General features: G+C 70.1%; 15 protein-coding genes. 8 read left to right on the forward strand and 7 right to left on the reverse strand.

The genetic code is table 11. From position 1 onward, the window contains the following. Nucleotides 1-113 precede the first annotated feature (113 nt). The 5 genes from C4B68_RS14595 (at nucleotide 114) to C4B68_RS14615 (ending at nucleotide 5078) form a co-directional block, all read left to right on the forward strand. The gene (locus C4B68_RS14595; protein WP_099499591.1) at nucleotides 114-545 is read left to right on the forward strand and encodes a GtrA family protein; all 432 of its coding nucleotides are present in this window, start codon (nucleotides 114-116) and stop codon (nucleotides 543-545) included. A 143-nt stretch (nucleotides 546-688) separates the two neighbouring features. Beyond that, complete coding sequence (locus C4B68_RS14600) at nucleotides 689-1762, forward strand: substrate-binding domain-containing protein (protein WP_099499590.1); 1074 nt, start codon at nucleotides 689-691, stop codon at nucleotides 1760-1762. Nucleotides 1763-1775: 13 nt separating this feature from the next. Continuing rightward, complete coding sequence (locus C4B68_RS14605) at nucleotides 1776-2951, forward strand: toxic anion resistance protein (protein WP_099499589.1); 1176 nt, start codon at nucleotides 1776-1778, stop codon at nucleotides 2949-2951. Next, entirely contained in the window at nucleotides 2948-4486 is a 1539-nt protein-coding gene (locus C4B68_RS14610; RefSeq protein WP_099499588.1) for a substrate-binding and vWA domain-containing protein, read from the forward strand. Before C4B68_RS14605 ends, C4B68_RS14610 begins: the two co-directional genes overlap by 4 nt. Next, nucleotides 4473-5078 (forward strand): hypothetical protein, encoded by a 606-nt coding sequence (locus tag C4B68_RS14615; RefSeq protein WP_180289173.1) that lies wholly within the window; start codon nucleotides 4473-4475, stop codon nucleotides 5076-5078. Before C4B68_RS14610 ends, C4B68_RS14615 begins: the two co-directional genes overlap by 14 nt. 7 nt (nucleotides 5079-5085) lie before the next feature. Here the strand turns inward: C4B68_RS14615 and C4B68_RS14620 are convergent, their stop codons facing one another. The 7 genes from C4B68_RS14620 to C4B68_RS14650 form a co-directional block, all read right to left on the reverse strand. Further along, the gene (locus C4B68_RS14620) at nucleotides 5086-6246 is read right to left on the reverse strand and encodes a hypothetical protein (protein ID WP_099499587.1); all 1161 of its coding nucleotides are present in this window, start codon (nucleotides 6244-6246) and stop codon (nucleotides 5086-5088) included. Further along, nucleotides 6243-7037, reverse strand: a complete 795-nt coding sequence (locus C4B68_RS14625; protein ID WP_099499586.1) for a PP2C family serine/threonine-protein phosphatase — start codon at nucleotides 7035-7037, stop codon at nucleotides 6243-6245. Before C4B68_RS14625 ends, C4B68_RS14620 begins: the two co-directional genes overlap by 4 nt. A 3-nt stretch (nucleotides 7038-7040) precedes the next feature. Next, nucleotides 7041-7802, reverse strand: coding sequence for a vWA domain-containing protein (locus tag C4B68_RS14630; RefSeq protein ID WP_099499585.1), 762 nt, complete (start codon nucleotides 7800-7802; stop codon nucleotides 7041-7043). A gap of 31 nt (nucleotides 7803-7833) precedes the next feature. Continuing rightward, complete coding sequence (locus tag C4B68_RS14635) at nucleotides 7834-8916, reverse strand: hypothetical protein (RefSeq protein WP_240634351.1); 1083 nt, start codon at nucleotides 8914-8916, stop codon at nucleotides 7834-7836. A gap of 114 nt (nucleotides 8917-9030) precedes the next feature. After that, complete coding sequence (locus C4B68_RS14640; RefSeq protein WP_099499584.1) at nucleotides 9031-9495, reverse strand: hypothetical protein; 465 nt, start codon at nucleotides 9493-9495, stop codon at nucleotides 9031-9033. Beyond that, nucleotides 9482-10474: a serine/threonine-protein kinase gene (locus tag C4B68_RS14645; protein WP_099499583.1), complete on the reverse strand. Its 993-nt coding sequence runs from the start codon at nucleotides 10472-10474 to the stop codon at nucleotides 9482-9484. Before C4B68_RS14645 ends, C4B68_RS14640 begins: the two co-directional genes overlap by 14 nt. A 249-nt stretch (nucleotides 10475-10723) precedes the next feature. Then, the gene (locus C4B68_RS14650) at nucleotides 10724-12550 is read right to left on the reverse strand and encodes a phosphoenolpyruvate carboxykinase (GTP) (RefSeq protein ID WP_099499582.1); all 1827 of its coding nucleotides are present in this window, start codon (nucleotides 12548-12550) and stop codon (nucleotides 10724-10726) included. Between the two features lie 420 nt (nucleotides 12551-12970). Between C4B68_RS14650 and trhA the strand changes: the two genes are divergently transcribed. Genes trhA through C4B68_RS14665 form a run of 3 tightly spaced genes read left to right on the forward strand, consistent with a single transcriptional unit; the run spans nucleotide 12971 to nucleotide 15122 of the window. Then, nucleotides 12971-13684 (forward strand): PAQR family membrane homeostasis protein TrhA, encoded by a 714-nt coding sequence (gene trhA, locus C4B68_RS14655; RefSeq protein ID WP_099499581.1) that lies wholly within the window; start codon nucleotides 12971-12973, stop codon nucleotides 13682-13684. A 51-nt stretch (nucleotides 13685-13735) separates the two neighbouring features. Then, nucleotides 13736-14392: a TetR/AcrR family transcriptional regulator gene (locus C4B68_RS14660; RefSeq protein ID WP_099499580.1), complete on the forward strand. Its 657-nt coding sequence runs from the start codon at nucleotides 13736-13738 to the stop codon at nucleotides 14390-14392. Nucleotides 14393-14396: 4 nt separating this feature from the next. Then, complete coding sequence (locus tag C4B68_RS14665) at nucleotides 14397-15122, forward strand: Mut7-C RNAse domain-containing protein (RefSeq protein ID WP_099499579.1); 726 nt, start codon at nucleotides 14397-14399, stop codon at nucleotides 15120-15122. Nucleotides 15123-15144 lie beyond the last annotated feature (22 nt).

Here is a 15144-nt window from a genome sequence, read left to right on the forward strand (position 1 = left end):
CATTCTCGAGCGGGTCGGCGCAACAAAGCGCACGATTTGCTCGCATACGGTACTGTCTGGGGCTGTTTCAGTGTGTACAGACACACGCTCTCGAACCTCGGGTGCCGTAATCGATGCCGAACTTCACCGAGCCCGCCCCCGCCGCCGTGACCGAGGCCGGGGTCGCCCGGCAGCTGCCGGTGTTCGCGATCATCGGTGTGCTGTCCACCGCCGCCTATCTGGGCCTGTACACGGCGCTCCGGCCGGCGCTCGACGCCCAGCCCGCCAACCTGGTCTCGCTGTTGGCCACCGCTGTGGCGAACACCGCCGCCAACCGCCGATTCACCTTCCGGGTGCACGGCGTGGACGGAGCTGCCCGGCATCAACTCCAGGGGCTGGTGGCCTTCTTCGCCGGGCTCGCGCTCAGCAGCGGCGCCCTCGCCGTGGTGCACCGGGCCCTGCCGGACGCGCCGCACGTGGAGGTCGGCGCACTGATCGTGGCCAATGTCGCCGCGACCGCACTTCGCTTCCTGTTGCTGCGGCTTTGGGTGTTCAGAGGGCCGTAGAGCGACGCGTCCGACCAGCGCGGCCTCCTCGCCGCCCCACGTAGCGGCACCCCCGGTTCCGGTTGCGTACCGGGACCCGGTGGTCACCCCGTGTTCACCCCCCGAGACGGGGAACGTTGGGTTCCGAGGTGCACTCTCCAGGCGTGAGACGTATCGCAGGGATCGTCCTGGCGGTACTGCTGATCGGCGGAGTGGTAGCAGCCGTCGTCGCGGGCCGCAATGATCAGGACAAGGGCACGGCAACGAAGACCGTGCAGGGAGTGATCGGTTCGGAGAAGGCGGAGTTCTTCGCCGATCCCGACGTGGTGAAGGCCCTCGCTGCCAAGGGCTACACCGTGAAGACGGAGACCTCCGGGTCCTGGGCCATGGAAGGGCTCGACCTCAAGGGGTACGACTTCGCCTTCCCGTCCAGCCAGGCGCCGGCCGACGAGCTCGCCGACAAGTACCACGTGCGGCAGCCCCTCCCCCGGCCCTTCTACTCGCCCCTTGTCGTGGTGGCCCATCGCAGCGCGGCCCAAGTACTCGCCGCCAACGGACTCGCCGCCCTCGACAAGAACACCGGCACCCTCAAGATGGCCGCCTACCTCGATGCGGCCGAGCACGACCGGACGTGGCAGCAGCTCAAGGGGGCCAAGGCGCACGGGGAGTTGAGCGGCACGCTCTACATCACCACCACCGACCCCGACACCTCCAACTCCGGCGCCCTCTACCTCGCCGCCGCCTCGTACGTCGCCGACGGCGGACGCGTGGCCGCCGACACCGCCGCCGTCGAGCGCACCGCGCCCCTGATGCACAAGCTGATCAGCGTACAGGGCGCCCAACAGTCCAGCACGGACGCGGCGTTCAGGGACTTCATCAGCGGCGCGGGCAACCCGCTCGTCCTCGTGTACGAGTCGCAGGTCGCCGCACTGCTCGCCGAGGGCCAGGACGTCGGCGACCTCACCGTCCTCTACCCGGACACCACGGCGAACAGCGACCACACCGTCGTACCGCTCACGCCGCAGGGCCGTTCGCTCGGTGAACTCCTCAGCAGCGACCCGACGTTGCGCGAGCTCGCCGTCCGGCACGGTTTCCGGCCGCAGGGCGCGACCGCCGAGTTCACGGCGGCGACCGCGAGCCACACCGCGTATCTCAACCAGAAGCTGACCGGCGTCCGGCAGGCGCCCGTGCCCGCCTCCAAGGTGCTGCACGAGATGGCGCGCCGGGCCGGGAACTAGGGGGAAGCGACACATGACGACCGAACAGAACGAGTTGACCCTCACACCGCCCGAGGCCGTCGCGCCCGTGCCCCGTGAGAAGGCCGGCGGGCTCGTCCCCGTCGACCCGTCCGTGCGGGACGAGATGGCGCGGCGCGCCGCCGAGTACGTCGGCGGGCTCGCCGCCCTCGACGCCCGCTCGCCCGAATTCGCCGGCAAGGTCGGTGAGATCGCGGGCCTGGGCGCCGGCGAGATGCGGGGCGCCGCCGCGCAGTCCAACCGGATGCTGGAGCGCACCCTGCGCAGCCTGCCGGGCAAGGGCGAGGACGCCCAGTCGCATGTCGCGGGCTCGCTCGTCGAACTCCGTCGCGTGGTCGAGGACCTGGACCCGCGTGACCTGCCCGCGAGCAAGGGCAGGAAGTTCCTGTCCCGGCTCCCGGGCGGCAACAAACTGCGCGACCACGTCGCCAAGTACGCCTCCGCGCAGGGCACGTTGAACAAGATCGTGGGCTCCCTGCGCGGCGGCCAGGATGAACTGCGCCGCGACAACGCGGCGCTGCAGACCGAGCGCGTCCGGCTCTGGGAGACGATGGGCAAGCTCCAGGAGTACGTCGTCCTGACCCAGGCCCTCGACACGGCGGTCGAGGAGCACATCGCCGGCGTGGAGACCCAGGACCCGACGCAGGCCGACACCCTCCGCTCCGACGTCCTCTTCCCCGTCCGCCAGAAGCACCAGGACCTGCTCACCCAGCTCGCCGTCTGCGCCCAGGGCTACCTGGCCATGGACGTGGTCAGGCGCAACAACGACGAGCTCATCAAGGGCGTCGACCGCGCGGCCACCACCACCGTCTCGGCCCTGCGTATCTCCGTGATGCTGGCCTCCGCCCTCGAGAACCAGCGCAAGGTCGTCGACCAGGTCAACGCCCTGCGCGGCACCACGGAGGACCTCATCCGCGGCAACGCCGAGATGCTCGCCACCCAGAGCGGCGAGATCCAGCGCATCGCCGCCGACCCGGCCGTCGGCGCGGAAACCCTCCGCACCGCCTTCCAGCAGATCTACCGCACCCTCGACGCGATCGACACGTACAAGGTCCAGGCGACCGAGGCGATGGCGACGACGGTGGAGTCCCTGACCTCGGAACTCCAGCATGCGAGCGCCTACTTGGAGCGCAGCCGCTCGCAGAGTGCGCTGGAAGGCGGGCTCGCATGAGACGACGTACGGCGTGCGCCGTCGTGGCGCTGCTCGCCGTCACGGCCTGCACGGCACAGGAAGAGAAGAAGTCCGAGGGCAACGCGGCCCCCGAACCCGGCACCCTCCGCGTCCTCGCCTCCAGCGAGCTCAGCGACATGAAGCCGATCCTCGACCGGATCCAGCAGGACACCGGCATCACGGTCAAGCCCACCTACATCGGCACCCTCGCCGCCGTGGACCTGCTCGCGCAGGGCAAGGCGGACAGCGCGTACGACGCCCTCTGGCTGTCCTCCAACGACTACCTGCACCTTCGCCCGGACGCGGCGAAGAAGGTCGTCTCGGAGACCCCGGTCATGTCGAGCCCCGTGGCCATCGGCGTCAAGCCGGCGACCGTGAACGCACTCGGCTGGAAGCCGGACGACGTCACCTGGTCCCAGGTGGAGAAGGCGGTGGCGGACGGGAAGCTGACGTACGGCATGACCGACCCCGCCCGCTCCAACTCGGGTTTTTCCACGTTGATTTCGGTCGCCTCGGGCCTCTCCGGCGCCCAGTCAGCGCTCACGGACGCGGACGTGGACAAGGCCACGCCGAAACTGCGGGAGTTCTTCAAGGGTCAGAAGCTGACGTCGGGTTCCTCGGGTTGGCTGGCGACGGCGTACGAGCGTCGCGGCACGGTGGACGCGCTGCTCAACTACGAGTCGGTCCTCAAGGGCATGAAGGGCCTGACGGTCATCCGGCCGCGCGACGGAGTGGTGACCGCCGACTACCCGGTCTCCTCCCTGGCCGCGTCCAGCAAGGAGACCCGCGAGACCGTCCGCCGCCTCGCCGAGGCCCTGCGGACGCCGAAGGTGCAGGGCGAGATCACCCGTGACACGCATCGCCGTCCGGTCGTCGCCTCCGTGCCTCCGGCGGCGGGCCTGGACAGCGGAAGGCGTCGCGAACTCCCCTTCCCCGGCAGCCGATCCGTCGCCGACCGGCTCCTCGACTCGTACGAGAACAAGCTCCGCCGGCCGTCCAGGACCGTATACGTTCTCGATACCTCGGGCTCGATGGGCGGCGACCGGCTCGCCCGGCTGAAGAAGGCGCTCACCGATCTGACGGGCGACTTCCGCGACCGCGAGGAGGTGACGCTGATGCCGTTCGGGTCGAAGGTCAAGAGCGTCCGCACGCATGTGATGCGACCCGAGGACCCGAAGGCCGGGCTCGACGGGATCCGCAAGGACACCCGCGCGCTCAGCGCCGAGGGCGACACCGCGATCTACACGTCGCTGGAGAAGGCGTACGAGCATCTGGGCACCGACGACGACACGTTCACGTCGATCGTGCTGATGACGGACGGCGAGAACACCACGGGCGCGAGCCCCGGACACTTCGACGACTTCTATTCCGGGCTGCCGGGCGGACAGCGGGAGATCCCGGTCTTCCCGATCCTGTTCGGCGACTCCGACCGCGGCGAGCTCCAGCACATCGCCGACCTGACCGGCGGCCGCCTCTTCGACGCCCAGAAGGGCTCGCTCGACGGCGCCTTCGAGGAGATCCGTGGCTACCAATAAGTTCCTGGGCTATCTGGAGTCCCGCAAGAACCTCACCGGCAGCGGCTGCGGGCTCGTCGGCCTGGCGCTGACCTTCACCGGGGTCGCCGGCCCGTACTGGCCCGTCGTCGTCGCCGGCCTGTACGGCGCGGGCGCCCTGATCGCCCCGCCGGAGCGCCCCCCGCTCCCGGACTTCCCGGACCCGTCGGCCCAACTCGACGCATTGCGGCTCGACTTCGGCAAGCTGCGGGAGTATCTGGGCGGGGTCGAGCTGCCACCCGCCGCGGCCGGTCGGCTCACCGAACTGACGGAACTCCTGGCCGCGCTGCTGGACCCCGGTTGGGTCGCCGAGGTCCTCGCCCAGGACCCGGAGGGCGTGCATACGCTGTCCCGTGCCGTACGGCAGGACATCCCCGAGGCCGTCGACACCTTCGTAAGGACTCGGTGGTGGACCCGGCTGGCCCCAGGCACCGAACCGCCGGAGCGCCATCTGGAGCGCCAACTCACCCTGTTGTACGAGGAGTCGGACCGGCTGGCGGCCTCGCTACGGGAGACGGAGGCGCGGCGGCAGGAGTCGCACACGCGCTATCTGGAAGACCGGGGGCGCTGGTAGTAACGGCTCATCCCGCTCGCGTGGCGATGACGATCAGGATCACCACCACCGCGATCAGCAGGGCGACCTTCAGCGCCGTGGCCCACGCCCCGCCCGTCGGCTCCTGCTGCGGAGCGTCCGGCACCGGAACCGGCACCGGCCCGTTGAACACGTCGTGCCCCGTCACCGCTGCCCGCGTGCACCACGGGCAGGACGTCAGATGGGAGCCGTATGTGTGCAGCGGCCGGTTCTGGCAGACCCGTACCAGGGAGCGCTCCTTGTCCAGGGCGCGCAGCCAGGCCTCCGCCGGGGGGCGCGCCGCGGGGGCGTGCACGCCGGGGCCGAAGGCGGCGCGGGCCAGGGTGAGGAGTTCGGGGGGCAGCACGGAGGGGTCGATGGTGCCGCGCGGGATGACGACCAGCTCGGGGCGTACGACGTAGGAACAGCTGGCGGCGATGTTGTCCTTGACGGTCGACTCGGAGGCGCTGTCGTGCGGGACGCCGCCGAAGGGGTGGTTGCCCGCGGTCAGCAGCTGGTAGACGAGGACCGCGAGGGCGAAGTCGTCGGTGGCGCGGGTGGCGGGGCCGCCGGCCTGGCGCTCGGGGGACGAATAGTCGGTGGTGTGCATCAGACAGGGGAAGAGTTCCCCGGTCACCGGATCGTTGAAGGCGATGGAGTCGCAGTCGAGGAAGGTGACGAAGCCGTTGGCGTCGACCACCACGTTGCTGCTGGAGAAGTCGCCGATGACGAGGTTGTCGTAGTGCATGCGGGCGGTCATGAAGGCGAGGTTCCAGGCGACGCCGAGCAGAAAGCGCCAGTCGGCCCGTTCGGGGAAGAGCTTGAGCCGCTGGGCTCGGGTGAACAGGCCGATCAGCTGGACGTGCTGGGGCTCGCCGAAGCGGCGCATGGCGTAGCCGAGGAACTCGCCCTGGGGGCCGCGGGCCAGGGCGGTGGGCCAGGCCAGTTCGGGCGGCTGGGACAGGTCGGTGGGGCGGGCGGCGAGCGGGGACATGATCAGCATCCGCATCAGCCGGCGCTCCTGGTCCAGGCCCGGCGGTTCGCGGTAGAGCTTGACGACGATCCCGTCGTCGCCGACGACCGGGAAGACGGCCGCCTGGCCGCCGCCCTTGAGCGGCAGCTCCGCGAGGGTGACCTGCTTCCCGTCCAGGAACACCGTGAGGCCGCTCATGGCCGCGCCTTGAGCACGGCCCGCAGCAGGGTCTTGTCGTCGGCGTTCAGGGCGGTGAGCCGGTCCGACCTCAGCAGGGTCGCGAGCCCCTCGTGGCTGTTGTCGGTCACGGTGTCGAGGGAGCGGAACACGGCGTCGACGAAGGAGGTGTTCGGGGACAGCGCGCCGCCGCCGGCGCGGTTGAGCGCGGCCTGCACGAGTCCGTCGGTGGACAGCAGCACCCCGTCGATCCCGTCGTCGGACACGCAGTCGGTGTGCACCCAGCGGACCGCGTCCGGCGAGGTGAGGAAGACCGTCTCGTTGCTGTACTCGCTGGCCGCCATCGCCTGCGGCAGCAGATGGAACTGCCGCTCGCCGTCCTCCGTACCGGCGCGCAGTACGACGAAGCCGTCGCCCACGGTGAGATGGCCAAGCCAGCCGGGCGCGAGCACCACGACGGTGAGGGTGGTCGCGAAGTCCGCGGCGTCGGCGCCGGTGGTGTCCAGGAACATCTTGCTGACGTCGTGGAAGGCGTCTTCGAGCAGCTCATGCACACTCTCGCCGGGCCGGCAGTCCGCCGCCGCGGCCGCCCGGCGCCCGAAGTGCTCGGCGGCCAGCTCCACCGCGAGCCGCGACCCTTCCTCCGAGCGCGGCCTGCTGCCCGCGCCGTCCGCGACCGCGAGGACGGCCACGGACGCCGACGCGGTGTACGCGCAGGCGTCCTGGCACGGCAGTTGCTGGCGGCGGTGACGGTAGCCCTCGACGCTCATGCCGTGGATCCGCCACGGCGACTCGCGCTCCCCTGAGTTCATCGGTCACGATTCCCAGGCCGGGCGCTGCGTCTTGAACTGGCTGAAGATCTTCTCGAAGACCTCGTCGCCCGCACCCTTCTGCTCGGCGTTCGCGCTGGCCGACATCATCTGGAGCAGCTCGCGGAAGGGGAAGCCCTGCAACCGCGCGTTGAACTTCGGCGCGAACGCCTGGAGCACCTGCTCGCCCATGTCGGTGATGCCGCCGACCCCTATCGCGTACAGCCGGAAGCGGCGGGCGCGCTGCTCGTCGGCGAGGACCGGGATCAACCGGTGCCAGGAGTCGGTGAGATGGCCCGTGCCGTCGGTCGGCAGCCCGTCGGTGACCAGGCAGATCTGCGGCCGGTAGTACTGGAGTCCGGAGGCGCGCAGCTCGGCCTTGCGGGCCGCGACGATGTGCATCGACAGCTCCAGCGCCTCCGTCATCAGGGTCACCCCGGCGGCGGTGAGCTGCGGTGGCCGGAACGTGTGCGCGGGCACGAAGGGGCTCACCGGGGCGCGCGGGGCGAGAAGTTGGGGACCGCGCCAGGCGGCGACGCCCTGGCCCCCGAAGGTGACCACGGCGACCTCGACGCTGTAGCTGAGACTGACGTCGTCGTGCAGCTCCCGGGTCCACTCCATGAGCGCGTTGTTGAGTGTCTGGATGGGCTGTCCCGCCATGGAGCTGGAGGTGTCGAGGCACAGCACGAGCGGCAGGCGCTGGGCGTTGTTCTCGAACTCGATGTCGGCGTATTCCGCCGGCAGCGTGGGCGGGTATTCGCTGTGCATGTCTGTCTCTCCTGCTCTCAGGGCTGAGCGCTCAGGTCCGGGCGCCTTTGACGTGGCGTCCGGTGGCCGGCGGGAACGCGTACAGGACGTCGGAGTCCCGCTCCCGCGCGTCGGCGACGTCGACGAGGTGGCCGGGGGCGGGCGGCGGCCGTCCGGGCTCCGCCCACACCGCCCGGTACAGCACGTGGTCGATCTCGACATAGCCCTGCGGGTGCAGTTCGGTGCGTACGACGGCGGACCTGGCGGGGCCCGGTACGTTCCCGACCCGACGTCCGTACCGGGGCGTCGGCGTGACCCTGAGGCGGGTGGTGGTCTCGTCGGGAAGGCGGGTGGTGGTCTCGTCGGACGTACGGGTGTGCGCGGTGGAGGCGGGCACGGTGCCGACGCCCGGTGCGGCGAGGGCGCGGCGGGACAGGGTGCCCACCGCCTGGGAGGAGCGGCGGATGAGGAACAGGAGGAGGGCGAGCAGGAGGAAGAGCAGGACGCAGAGGGCGGCGAGGATCTTTGTGGGGGTGTCGAGGTCCGAGGTGCCCGTCTTCGGGTCGTCGGCCTTCGCGGTGGGGGTTCCGGCGGCGGACGGCGAGTCGGTGGCCGGCCCGGCGGGGGCGGCGACGGAGTAGGCCTTCAAGGGGCTGTAGAGGTCCGGGGCGGCCCGGGTCAGGGCGTTGCCGGTCAGCGGGCCTTTGGTGAGCCGTGTGCACAGGTCGGTGACGTTCTTGTCCTGACAGGCACCGGCGGTCCTCAGCTCCGGCAGGGCGCCTTTCGGCAGCGGATCGATCGTGGCGTCGGGCGCCACCCAACCGGTGTTCGCCAGCAGGAGCAGCGCTGTTCCGCCCGGGCCCGTGTGGCGCCGGGCCGGAACCTCGACCACGAGGTGCTTGCGGTTGTCCCACAGCGTCTTCTCGATGGCCCTGCGGTCCGGCGCCCTGCCGTCGAACCGCACCTCGTCGTCCAGGGTCACCAGGACGGTGCCCTTGTCGATCCCGTCGGACCAGCACCGCAGCCGGGCCGCGAAGTCCCGGTCGCACGTCGCGCCGGCCGAAGCCGCCGCCCCCGCGGGCGCCAGCGCGACCAGCATTCCGAAAAGCACGGTGAAGTACAGCGAACGCCGCATGGGCAACCCCCGTGGCCTGAAACCACACCCCCGTGGCCTTGAAAGGCACTCGCCCATAGTGGCGGCAACCGGCGTGCGCCCGGAAGGGGTTGGGGCACACGACGGCTTTCACTTCTACAACTTGAAAACCTGATGGCAGCGGGTGAACATCTGCCGCGCCCGTTCCACCCAATCACTGGCCAAAGCATCGAAATCCGCTTGCGTCATCCGGCAGGTCAGCGGGAGATCGCAGACCCCGGCGAGACAGGGCCGGGGCCCCCGTACGTCCCACACGGACAGCATGGGATTCAGCTGTTCGGTATTCCACGCGTTCGACGCCGCCGCGGCGACGGCCAGTTGATCCTGGCGCAGGTAATGGCCGTCGGTCGCAAAGGCGACAAGGAGCCGTTTGGTGGTCATGAATCTCACCGTGACCACCCGTCCCGTTTCCTTGAGATCGAATTGCATGGACACGGAAACGGTGTCGGTCGTGGTGTGGTAATTCCGCCGGGCCACCCAGTTCCGCACCAACTGCTGCCAGTGCGTGCCTATTTCGAGGATGTCGTGCCCCCGCCCGGCAAGGGAATCAGGCGTCGCCACGGCCCACCGCCTCGGCGACCATCGCGTCGGTCAGCCCGGCGTCCAGCAGCGCCTGGGCGTGCAGCAGGAGGCAGGAGGGGACGGACACGCTGGGGCCATCCTTGCGGCGGTTCGCCAGGTCGCGGGTGCGCACCTTGATGCTGTGGGCCACGGCGGGCGGTGGCCACAGCTCCGAGGGCGTCTTGGGTGTCTGCTCCAGCAACTCGGCGAGCAGTTCCCCCAGTTGGGGCCGGTCCTCGGGCCGCTTGGCCAGACAGTGCGCGATCAGATCCCGCATTCCCCTTGGTACGTCGCCGAGTTCAGGCTCGGCGAGGACGACCCGGTAGCGCACCGCCTCCCCGCTGCCGTGCGGCGGGCGGCCCGTCAGGGCGTACACCAGCACTCCGCCGAGGGAGAAGACGTCGCTCGGCGGGCCCACGGGGGCTCCCTTGATCTGTTCCGGCGACATGAACGGCGGGGTGCCGACCACGATGCCGGCCTGGGTGAGCCCGGGTGCGCCGTCGACGCGGGAGATCCCGAAGTCGATGACACGGGGCCCGTCGGACGCGAGCAGCACGTTCGCCGGTTTCAGATCCCGGTGCACCACGCGGGCGGCGTGGATGGCCTGGAGTGCCTCGACCAGGCCCGCGCCGAGCCGGCGCACCTGTGGCTCGGGCAGCGGGCCGTCCGTGCGGACCGCCTCGGCGAGCGAGGGTCCGGGCACGTACATCGTGGCCAGCCACGGCAGTTCGGCCTCGGTGTCGGCGTCGATCACGGCCGCGGTGTACGCGCCGCTCACCACCCGCGCGGCCGCGACCTCGCGCGCGAAGCGCTGCCGGAACTCGCCCTCCGCCGCGAGCTCGGGTCGCACGACCTTGACGGCGACCTCGCGGCCGGCCGGCGAGCGGCCGAGGTACACCCATCCCATCCCGCCGGAGCCGAGCCGTCCCACGATGCGGTACGGGCCGATCTTCATGGGGTCACTGACCGGTGTGCGCATGTCCTGAGTGTCCCGCGGATTCCCTTCCGGGGCGGAGGTGATGCGGGAAATGGCGCCGGGGGTTTTCGCCCCCTCCGCCCCTACCCGTCCCATACCTGGGGGCTGCCGCCCCCAGACCCCCGCTTCGGCCTGAACGGCCTCGTCCTCAAACGCCGGACGGGCTGGAGACGCCGGCGTCACCGCGGCCGGTCGTGATGACATCGCAGGTCAGGGCAAGTCCGACCGGCCGCGGAGTTTACAAGGCGGGCGTCAGCCCAGGCGCTGCACCAGCGCCCGGTACTCGTCCCACAGCTCCTTCGGCGTGTGGTCACCGAAGGTGTTGAGGTGCTCGGGCACCAGCGCGGCCTCCTCGCGCCAGACCTCCTTGTCGACCGTGAGCAGGAAGTCGAGGTCGGACTCGGACAGTTCGAGACCGTCGGTGTCCAGGGCCTCCCTGGTCGGCAGGACGCCGATCGGGGTCTCGACGCCCTCGGCCTGGCCGTCGAGGCGGTCCACGATCCACTTCAGGACGCGGCTGTTCTCGCCGAAGCCGGGCCAGACGAACTTGCCCGCGTCGTTCTTGCGGAACCAGTTCACGTAGTAGATCTTCGGGAGCTTCTCCTGGTCCCTGCCCTTGGCGACGTCGACCCAGTGGCCCATGTAGTCGCCCATGTTGTAGCCGCAGAACGGCAGCATGGCGAAGGGGTCGCGGCGCAGCTCGCCGACCTTGCCCTCGGCGGCGGCGGTCTTCTCGGAGGCGACGTTCGCGCCGAGGAAGACGCCGTGGTTCCAGCCGAAGGACTCGGTCACCAGCGGGACCGCGGTGGCGCGGCGGCCGCCGAAGAGGATCGCCGAGATCGGCACGCCCTTGGGGTCCTCCCACTCGGGCGCGATGATCGGGCACTGCGAGGCGGGGACGGTGAACCGGGCGTTCGGGTGGGCGGCCGGGGTCTCGGACCGAGGCGTCCAGTCGTTGCCCTTCCAGTCCGTCAGGTGGGCCGGAGTCTCCTCCGTCATGCCCTCCCACCAGATGTCGTTGTCGTCGGTCAGCGCGACGTTCGTGAAGACGGAGTTGCCCCACAGCGTCTTCATCGCGTTGGCGTTGGTGTGCTCACCGGTGCCGGGCGCGACGCCGAAGAAACCGGCCTCGGGGTTGATCGCGTACAGCCGGCCGTCCTCGCCGAACCGCATCCACGCGATGTCGTCACCGATCGTCTCGACGGTCCAGCCGGAGATCGTCGGCTCCAGCATGGCGAGGTTGGTCTTGCCGCAGGCGCTCGGGAAGGCGGCGGCAACGTACTTCGGCTCTCCCTGCGGCGGTGTGAGCTTGAGGATCAGCATGTGCTCGGCGAGCCAGCCCTCGTCGCGCGCCATCACGGAGGCTATGCGCAGGGCGTAGCACTTCTTGCCGAGCAGCGCGTTGCCGCCGTAGCCGGAGCCGTAGGACCAGATCTCGCGGGTCTCGGGGAAGTGCGAGATGTACTTCGTGGAGTTGCACGGCCACGGCACATCCGCCTCGCCCTCGGCCAGCGGCGCTCCGAGCGTGTGCACGGCACGCACGAAGAAGCCGTCGGAGCCGAGCTCGTCCAGGACCGGCTGTCCCATACGGGTCATGGTGCGCATGGACACGGCGACGTAGGCGGAGTCGGTGATCTCGACGCCTATCGCGGAGAGGTCCGAGCCGAGCGGGCCCATGCAGAACGGGACGACGTACATCGTCCGGCCCTTCATCGAGCCGCGGAAGACGCCCTGCTCACCGGTGAAGATCTCCCGCATCTCGGCGGGGGCCTTCCAGTGGTTGGTCGGGCCCGCGTCCTCTTCCTTCTCGGAGCAGATGAACGTCCGGTCCTCGACCCGCGCGACATCGGTCGGGTCGGAAGCGGCGTAGTACGAGTTGGGGCGCTTGATCGGATCGAGCTTCTTGAAGGTGCCCTTGCGGACGAGCTCTTCGGACAGTCGATCGTATTCGGCCTCGGATCCGTCACACCAGACCACGCTGTCCGGCTGCGTCAGTTCGGCGATCTCGTTCACCCACGAGATCAGTTCCGGGTGCTTGGTGGGGACGGCCGTAGTGGGAGCCGCGATGTCGCGCGCCACGATTGCTCCTAAGTGAGGGTTCTGTTGTTGTGCCCCGTGGGGGCTGCGACCCGGATGCTTCACGGTGGTCGATCTCTGGCGCTCATCCGGTGCCGACCGCACTCATTTGATCATCCGACGAGAGTGCGCATATGTCCAGAGGGCGTCACACCTGAGCGGAGTGAGCATTGCCACGTGTAGGGGCGTCCCTTTGCGTCCATGCCGGATTCAGCCGAGCGCCTCTTTGCGCGGCGCCCACACGGCCACCGAGCGGCCGCCGTGCCACCACCGAGCACCGGCGCGCGACCGTCTCATTGGCCGAAAAGGGCCGCCCTCCGTCGCCGAGCGAACTGATGGGCGCCGTGAGATGATGGCCACTCTTGGCCGGTCATTTCTCCACACTGATACGTAACTTACGGTTCCGTAGGTACGATGCCCCCCATGACTGCGTCCGTCCCCGACGCGCCCACGGACTCGCCGGACACCGGCCGCGGTCCGGTCGCGCGCTCCCGTCCGCACGAGATCAAGCCGAAGCTGCGCGGCTGGCTGCATCTCGGAATGTTTCCGGCCGTCCTGATCTCCGGCCTGGTACTCACCGCTCTCGCCGACTCGCCCCGCGGCCGCATCGCCTGCGGGATCTACGTGCTGACGGCCTGCCTCCTGTTCGGAGTGAGCGCGCTCTACCACCGCGGCAACTGGAGCCCGCGGATGGACGGCGTCCTGCGCAGACTCGACCACGCGAACATCTTCCTGATCATCGCGGGCACCTACACCCCGCTGACGATGCTCCTGCTCCCGGGCGCCAAGGGACAGTGGCTTCTGTGGGGCATCTGGGGCGCGGCGGCGGCCGGCATCGTCTTCCGTGTGTTCTGGGTCGGCGCCCCGCGCTGGCTGTACACCCCCTGCTACATCGCGATGGGCTGGGCGGCCGTCTTCTTCCTCCCCGACTTCATGCGCACGGGCGGGATCGCCGTCCTCGTGCTGGTGATCGTCGGCGGTCTGCTCTACAGCGCGGGCGGCGTGATCTACGGGATCAAGCGCCCCAACCCGTCACCGCGTTGGTTCGGCTTCCACGAGGTCTTCCACTCCTTCACCCTCGCGGCGTTCGTCGTGCACTACGTCGGAATCTCGCTGGTCGCCTACCAGCACGGCTGATCTTTCCGGCCACCATGACAGTCACCATCTTCTGAGAGTTACTCTCATTTCATGACCGCACACCGCGCCTCCGCCGCTCCCGGATCCCCGCCGGGGCTGCGGGAGCGGAAGAAGATGAAGACCCGGATCGCGATCCGCGACGCGACGTACCGGCTGATCCAGGAGCAGGGGTACGAGGCGGCGACGATCGAGCGGATCGCGGAGGCCGCCGAGGTCTCCCCGTCCACGGTGTTCCGCTACTTCCCGGCCAAGGAGGACATCGTCCTCACGGACGAGTACGACCCCGTACTGGAGGAAGAGCTGCGGGCGCGGCCCGCTGACGAGCCGTGGTTCGACTCCCTGCGGTACGTGGTGACCAAGGCCATCGGCCTGGGTCTCGCCGAGGAGCCCGAGGTGACCCGGCTGCGGACGCGGCTGATGGTCGAGGTCCCCGCGGTGCGCTCCCGGATGATGGAGAGCATGTCGGTCACCGGGCGCCTGCTGTGCCGGGCCATCGGGGAGCGCACCGGCCGGGATCCGCAGAGCCTCGAGGTGCGGGTGTTCGCGATGTCGCTGATGGGCGGCCTGATGGAGACCTCCCTGTACTGGGCCGAGGGCGGCCACCAGGAGGATTACACCGACGTGGTCGACCGCGCCGTATCCGTCCTGGAGCACGGTCTGACCCCCGGAAACCCGGAAGCCGCGGGCACCCCCCGCATGACATCCTGAACCGGTGAACGGACCGGAGATCCACGTCGGATTCGACCCCGGACTGGGCCTGTTCGTCCCGCACGGGCGGCGCAAGGGTGCCACGGGCGTCGGGACGGACGGCTCCTCCTCGCTCGGCCATGTCGTCGAGTCGCTTGGCGTCCCGCTGACGGAGGTCGGCGCCCTGCTCGTCGACGGCCGCGAGGTGCCGTTCTCGCACGTCCCGTCGGCCGGCGAATCGGTGGAGGTCCGCGCGGTCGAGCGTCCGCAGCGGGTCCCCGGCGCCCCGCTCCGCTTCCTCCTCGACGTCCACCTCGGTACGCTCGCGCGGCGCCTGCGCCTCCTCGGCGTCGACACGGCGTACGAGTCGACGGACATCGGCGACCCGGCCCTCGCCGCGCGCTCGGCGGCCGAGCGGCGCGTGATGCTCAGCCGCGACCGCGGGCTGCTGCGCCGCCGCGAGCTGTGGGCGGGCGCCTTCGTCTACAGCACCCGGCCCGATGACCAACTCCGCGACGTACTCGGCCGGTTCGCGCCCGAGCTGAAGCCCTGGACGCGCTGCACGGCGTGCAACGGCCTGCTCAAGGAGGCCACCAAGGACCAGGTCGTGGACCAGCTGGAGGGCGGCACGCAGCGGTCGTACGACGTCTTCGCGCAGTGCGAGGAGTGCGGGCGCGCCTACTGGAAGGGCGCGCACCACGACCGCCTGGTGGCGATCGTGGAGCGCGCCCTCGCGGAGTTCGGGGACTGAACCCACGGCACCTCAGGACCGG

Origin of the sequence: Streptomyces dengpaensis (genome assembly GCF_002946835.1) — a bacterium.
Classification (GTDB): domain Bacteria; phylum Actinomycetota; class Actinomycetes; order Streptomycetales; family Streptomycetaceae; genus Streptomyces; species Streptomyces dengpaensis.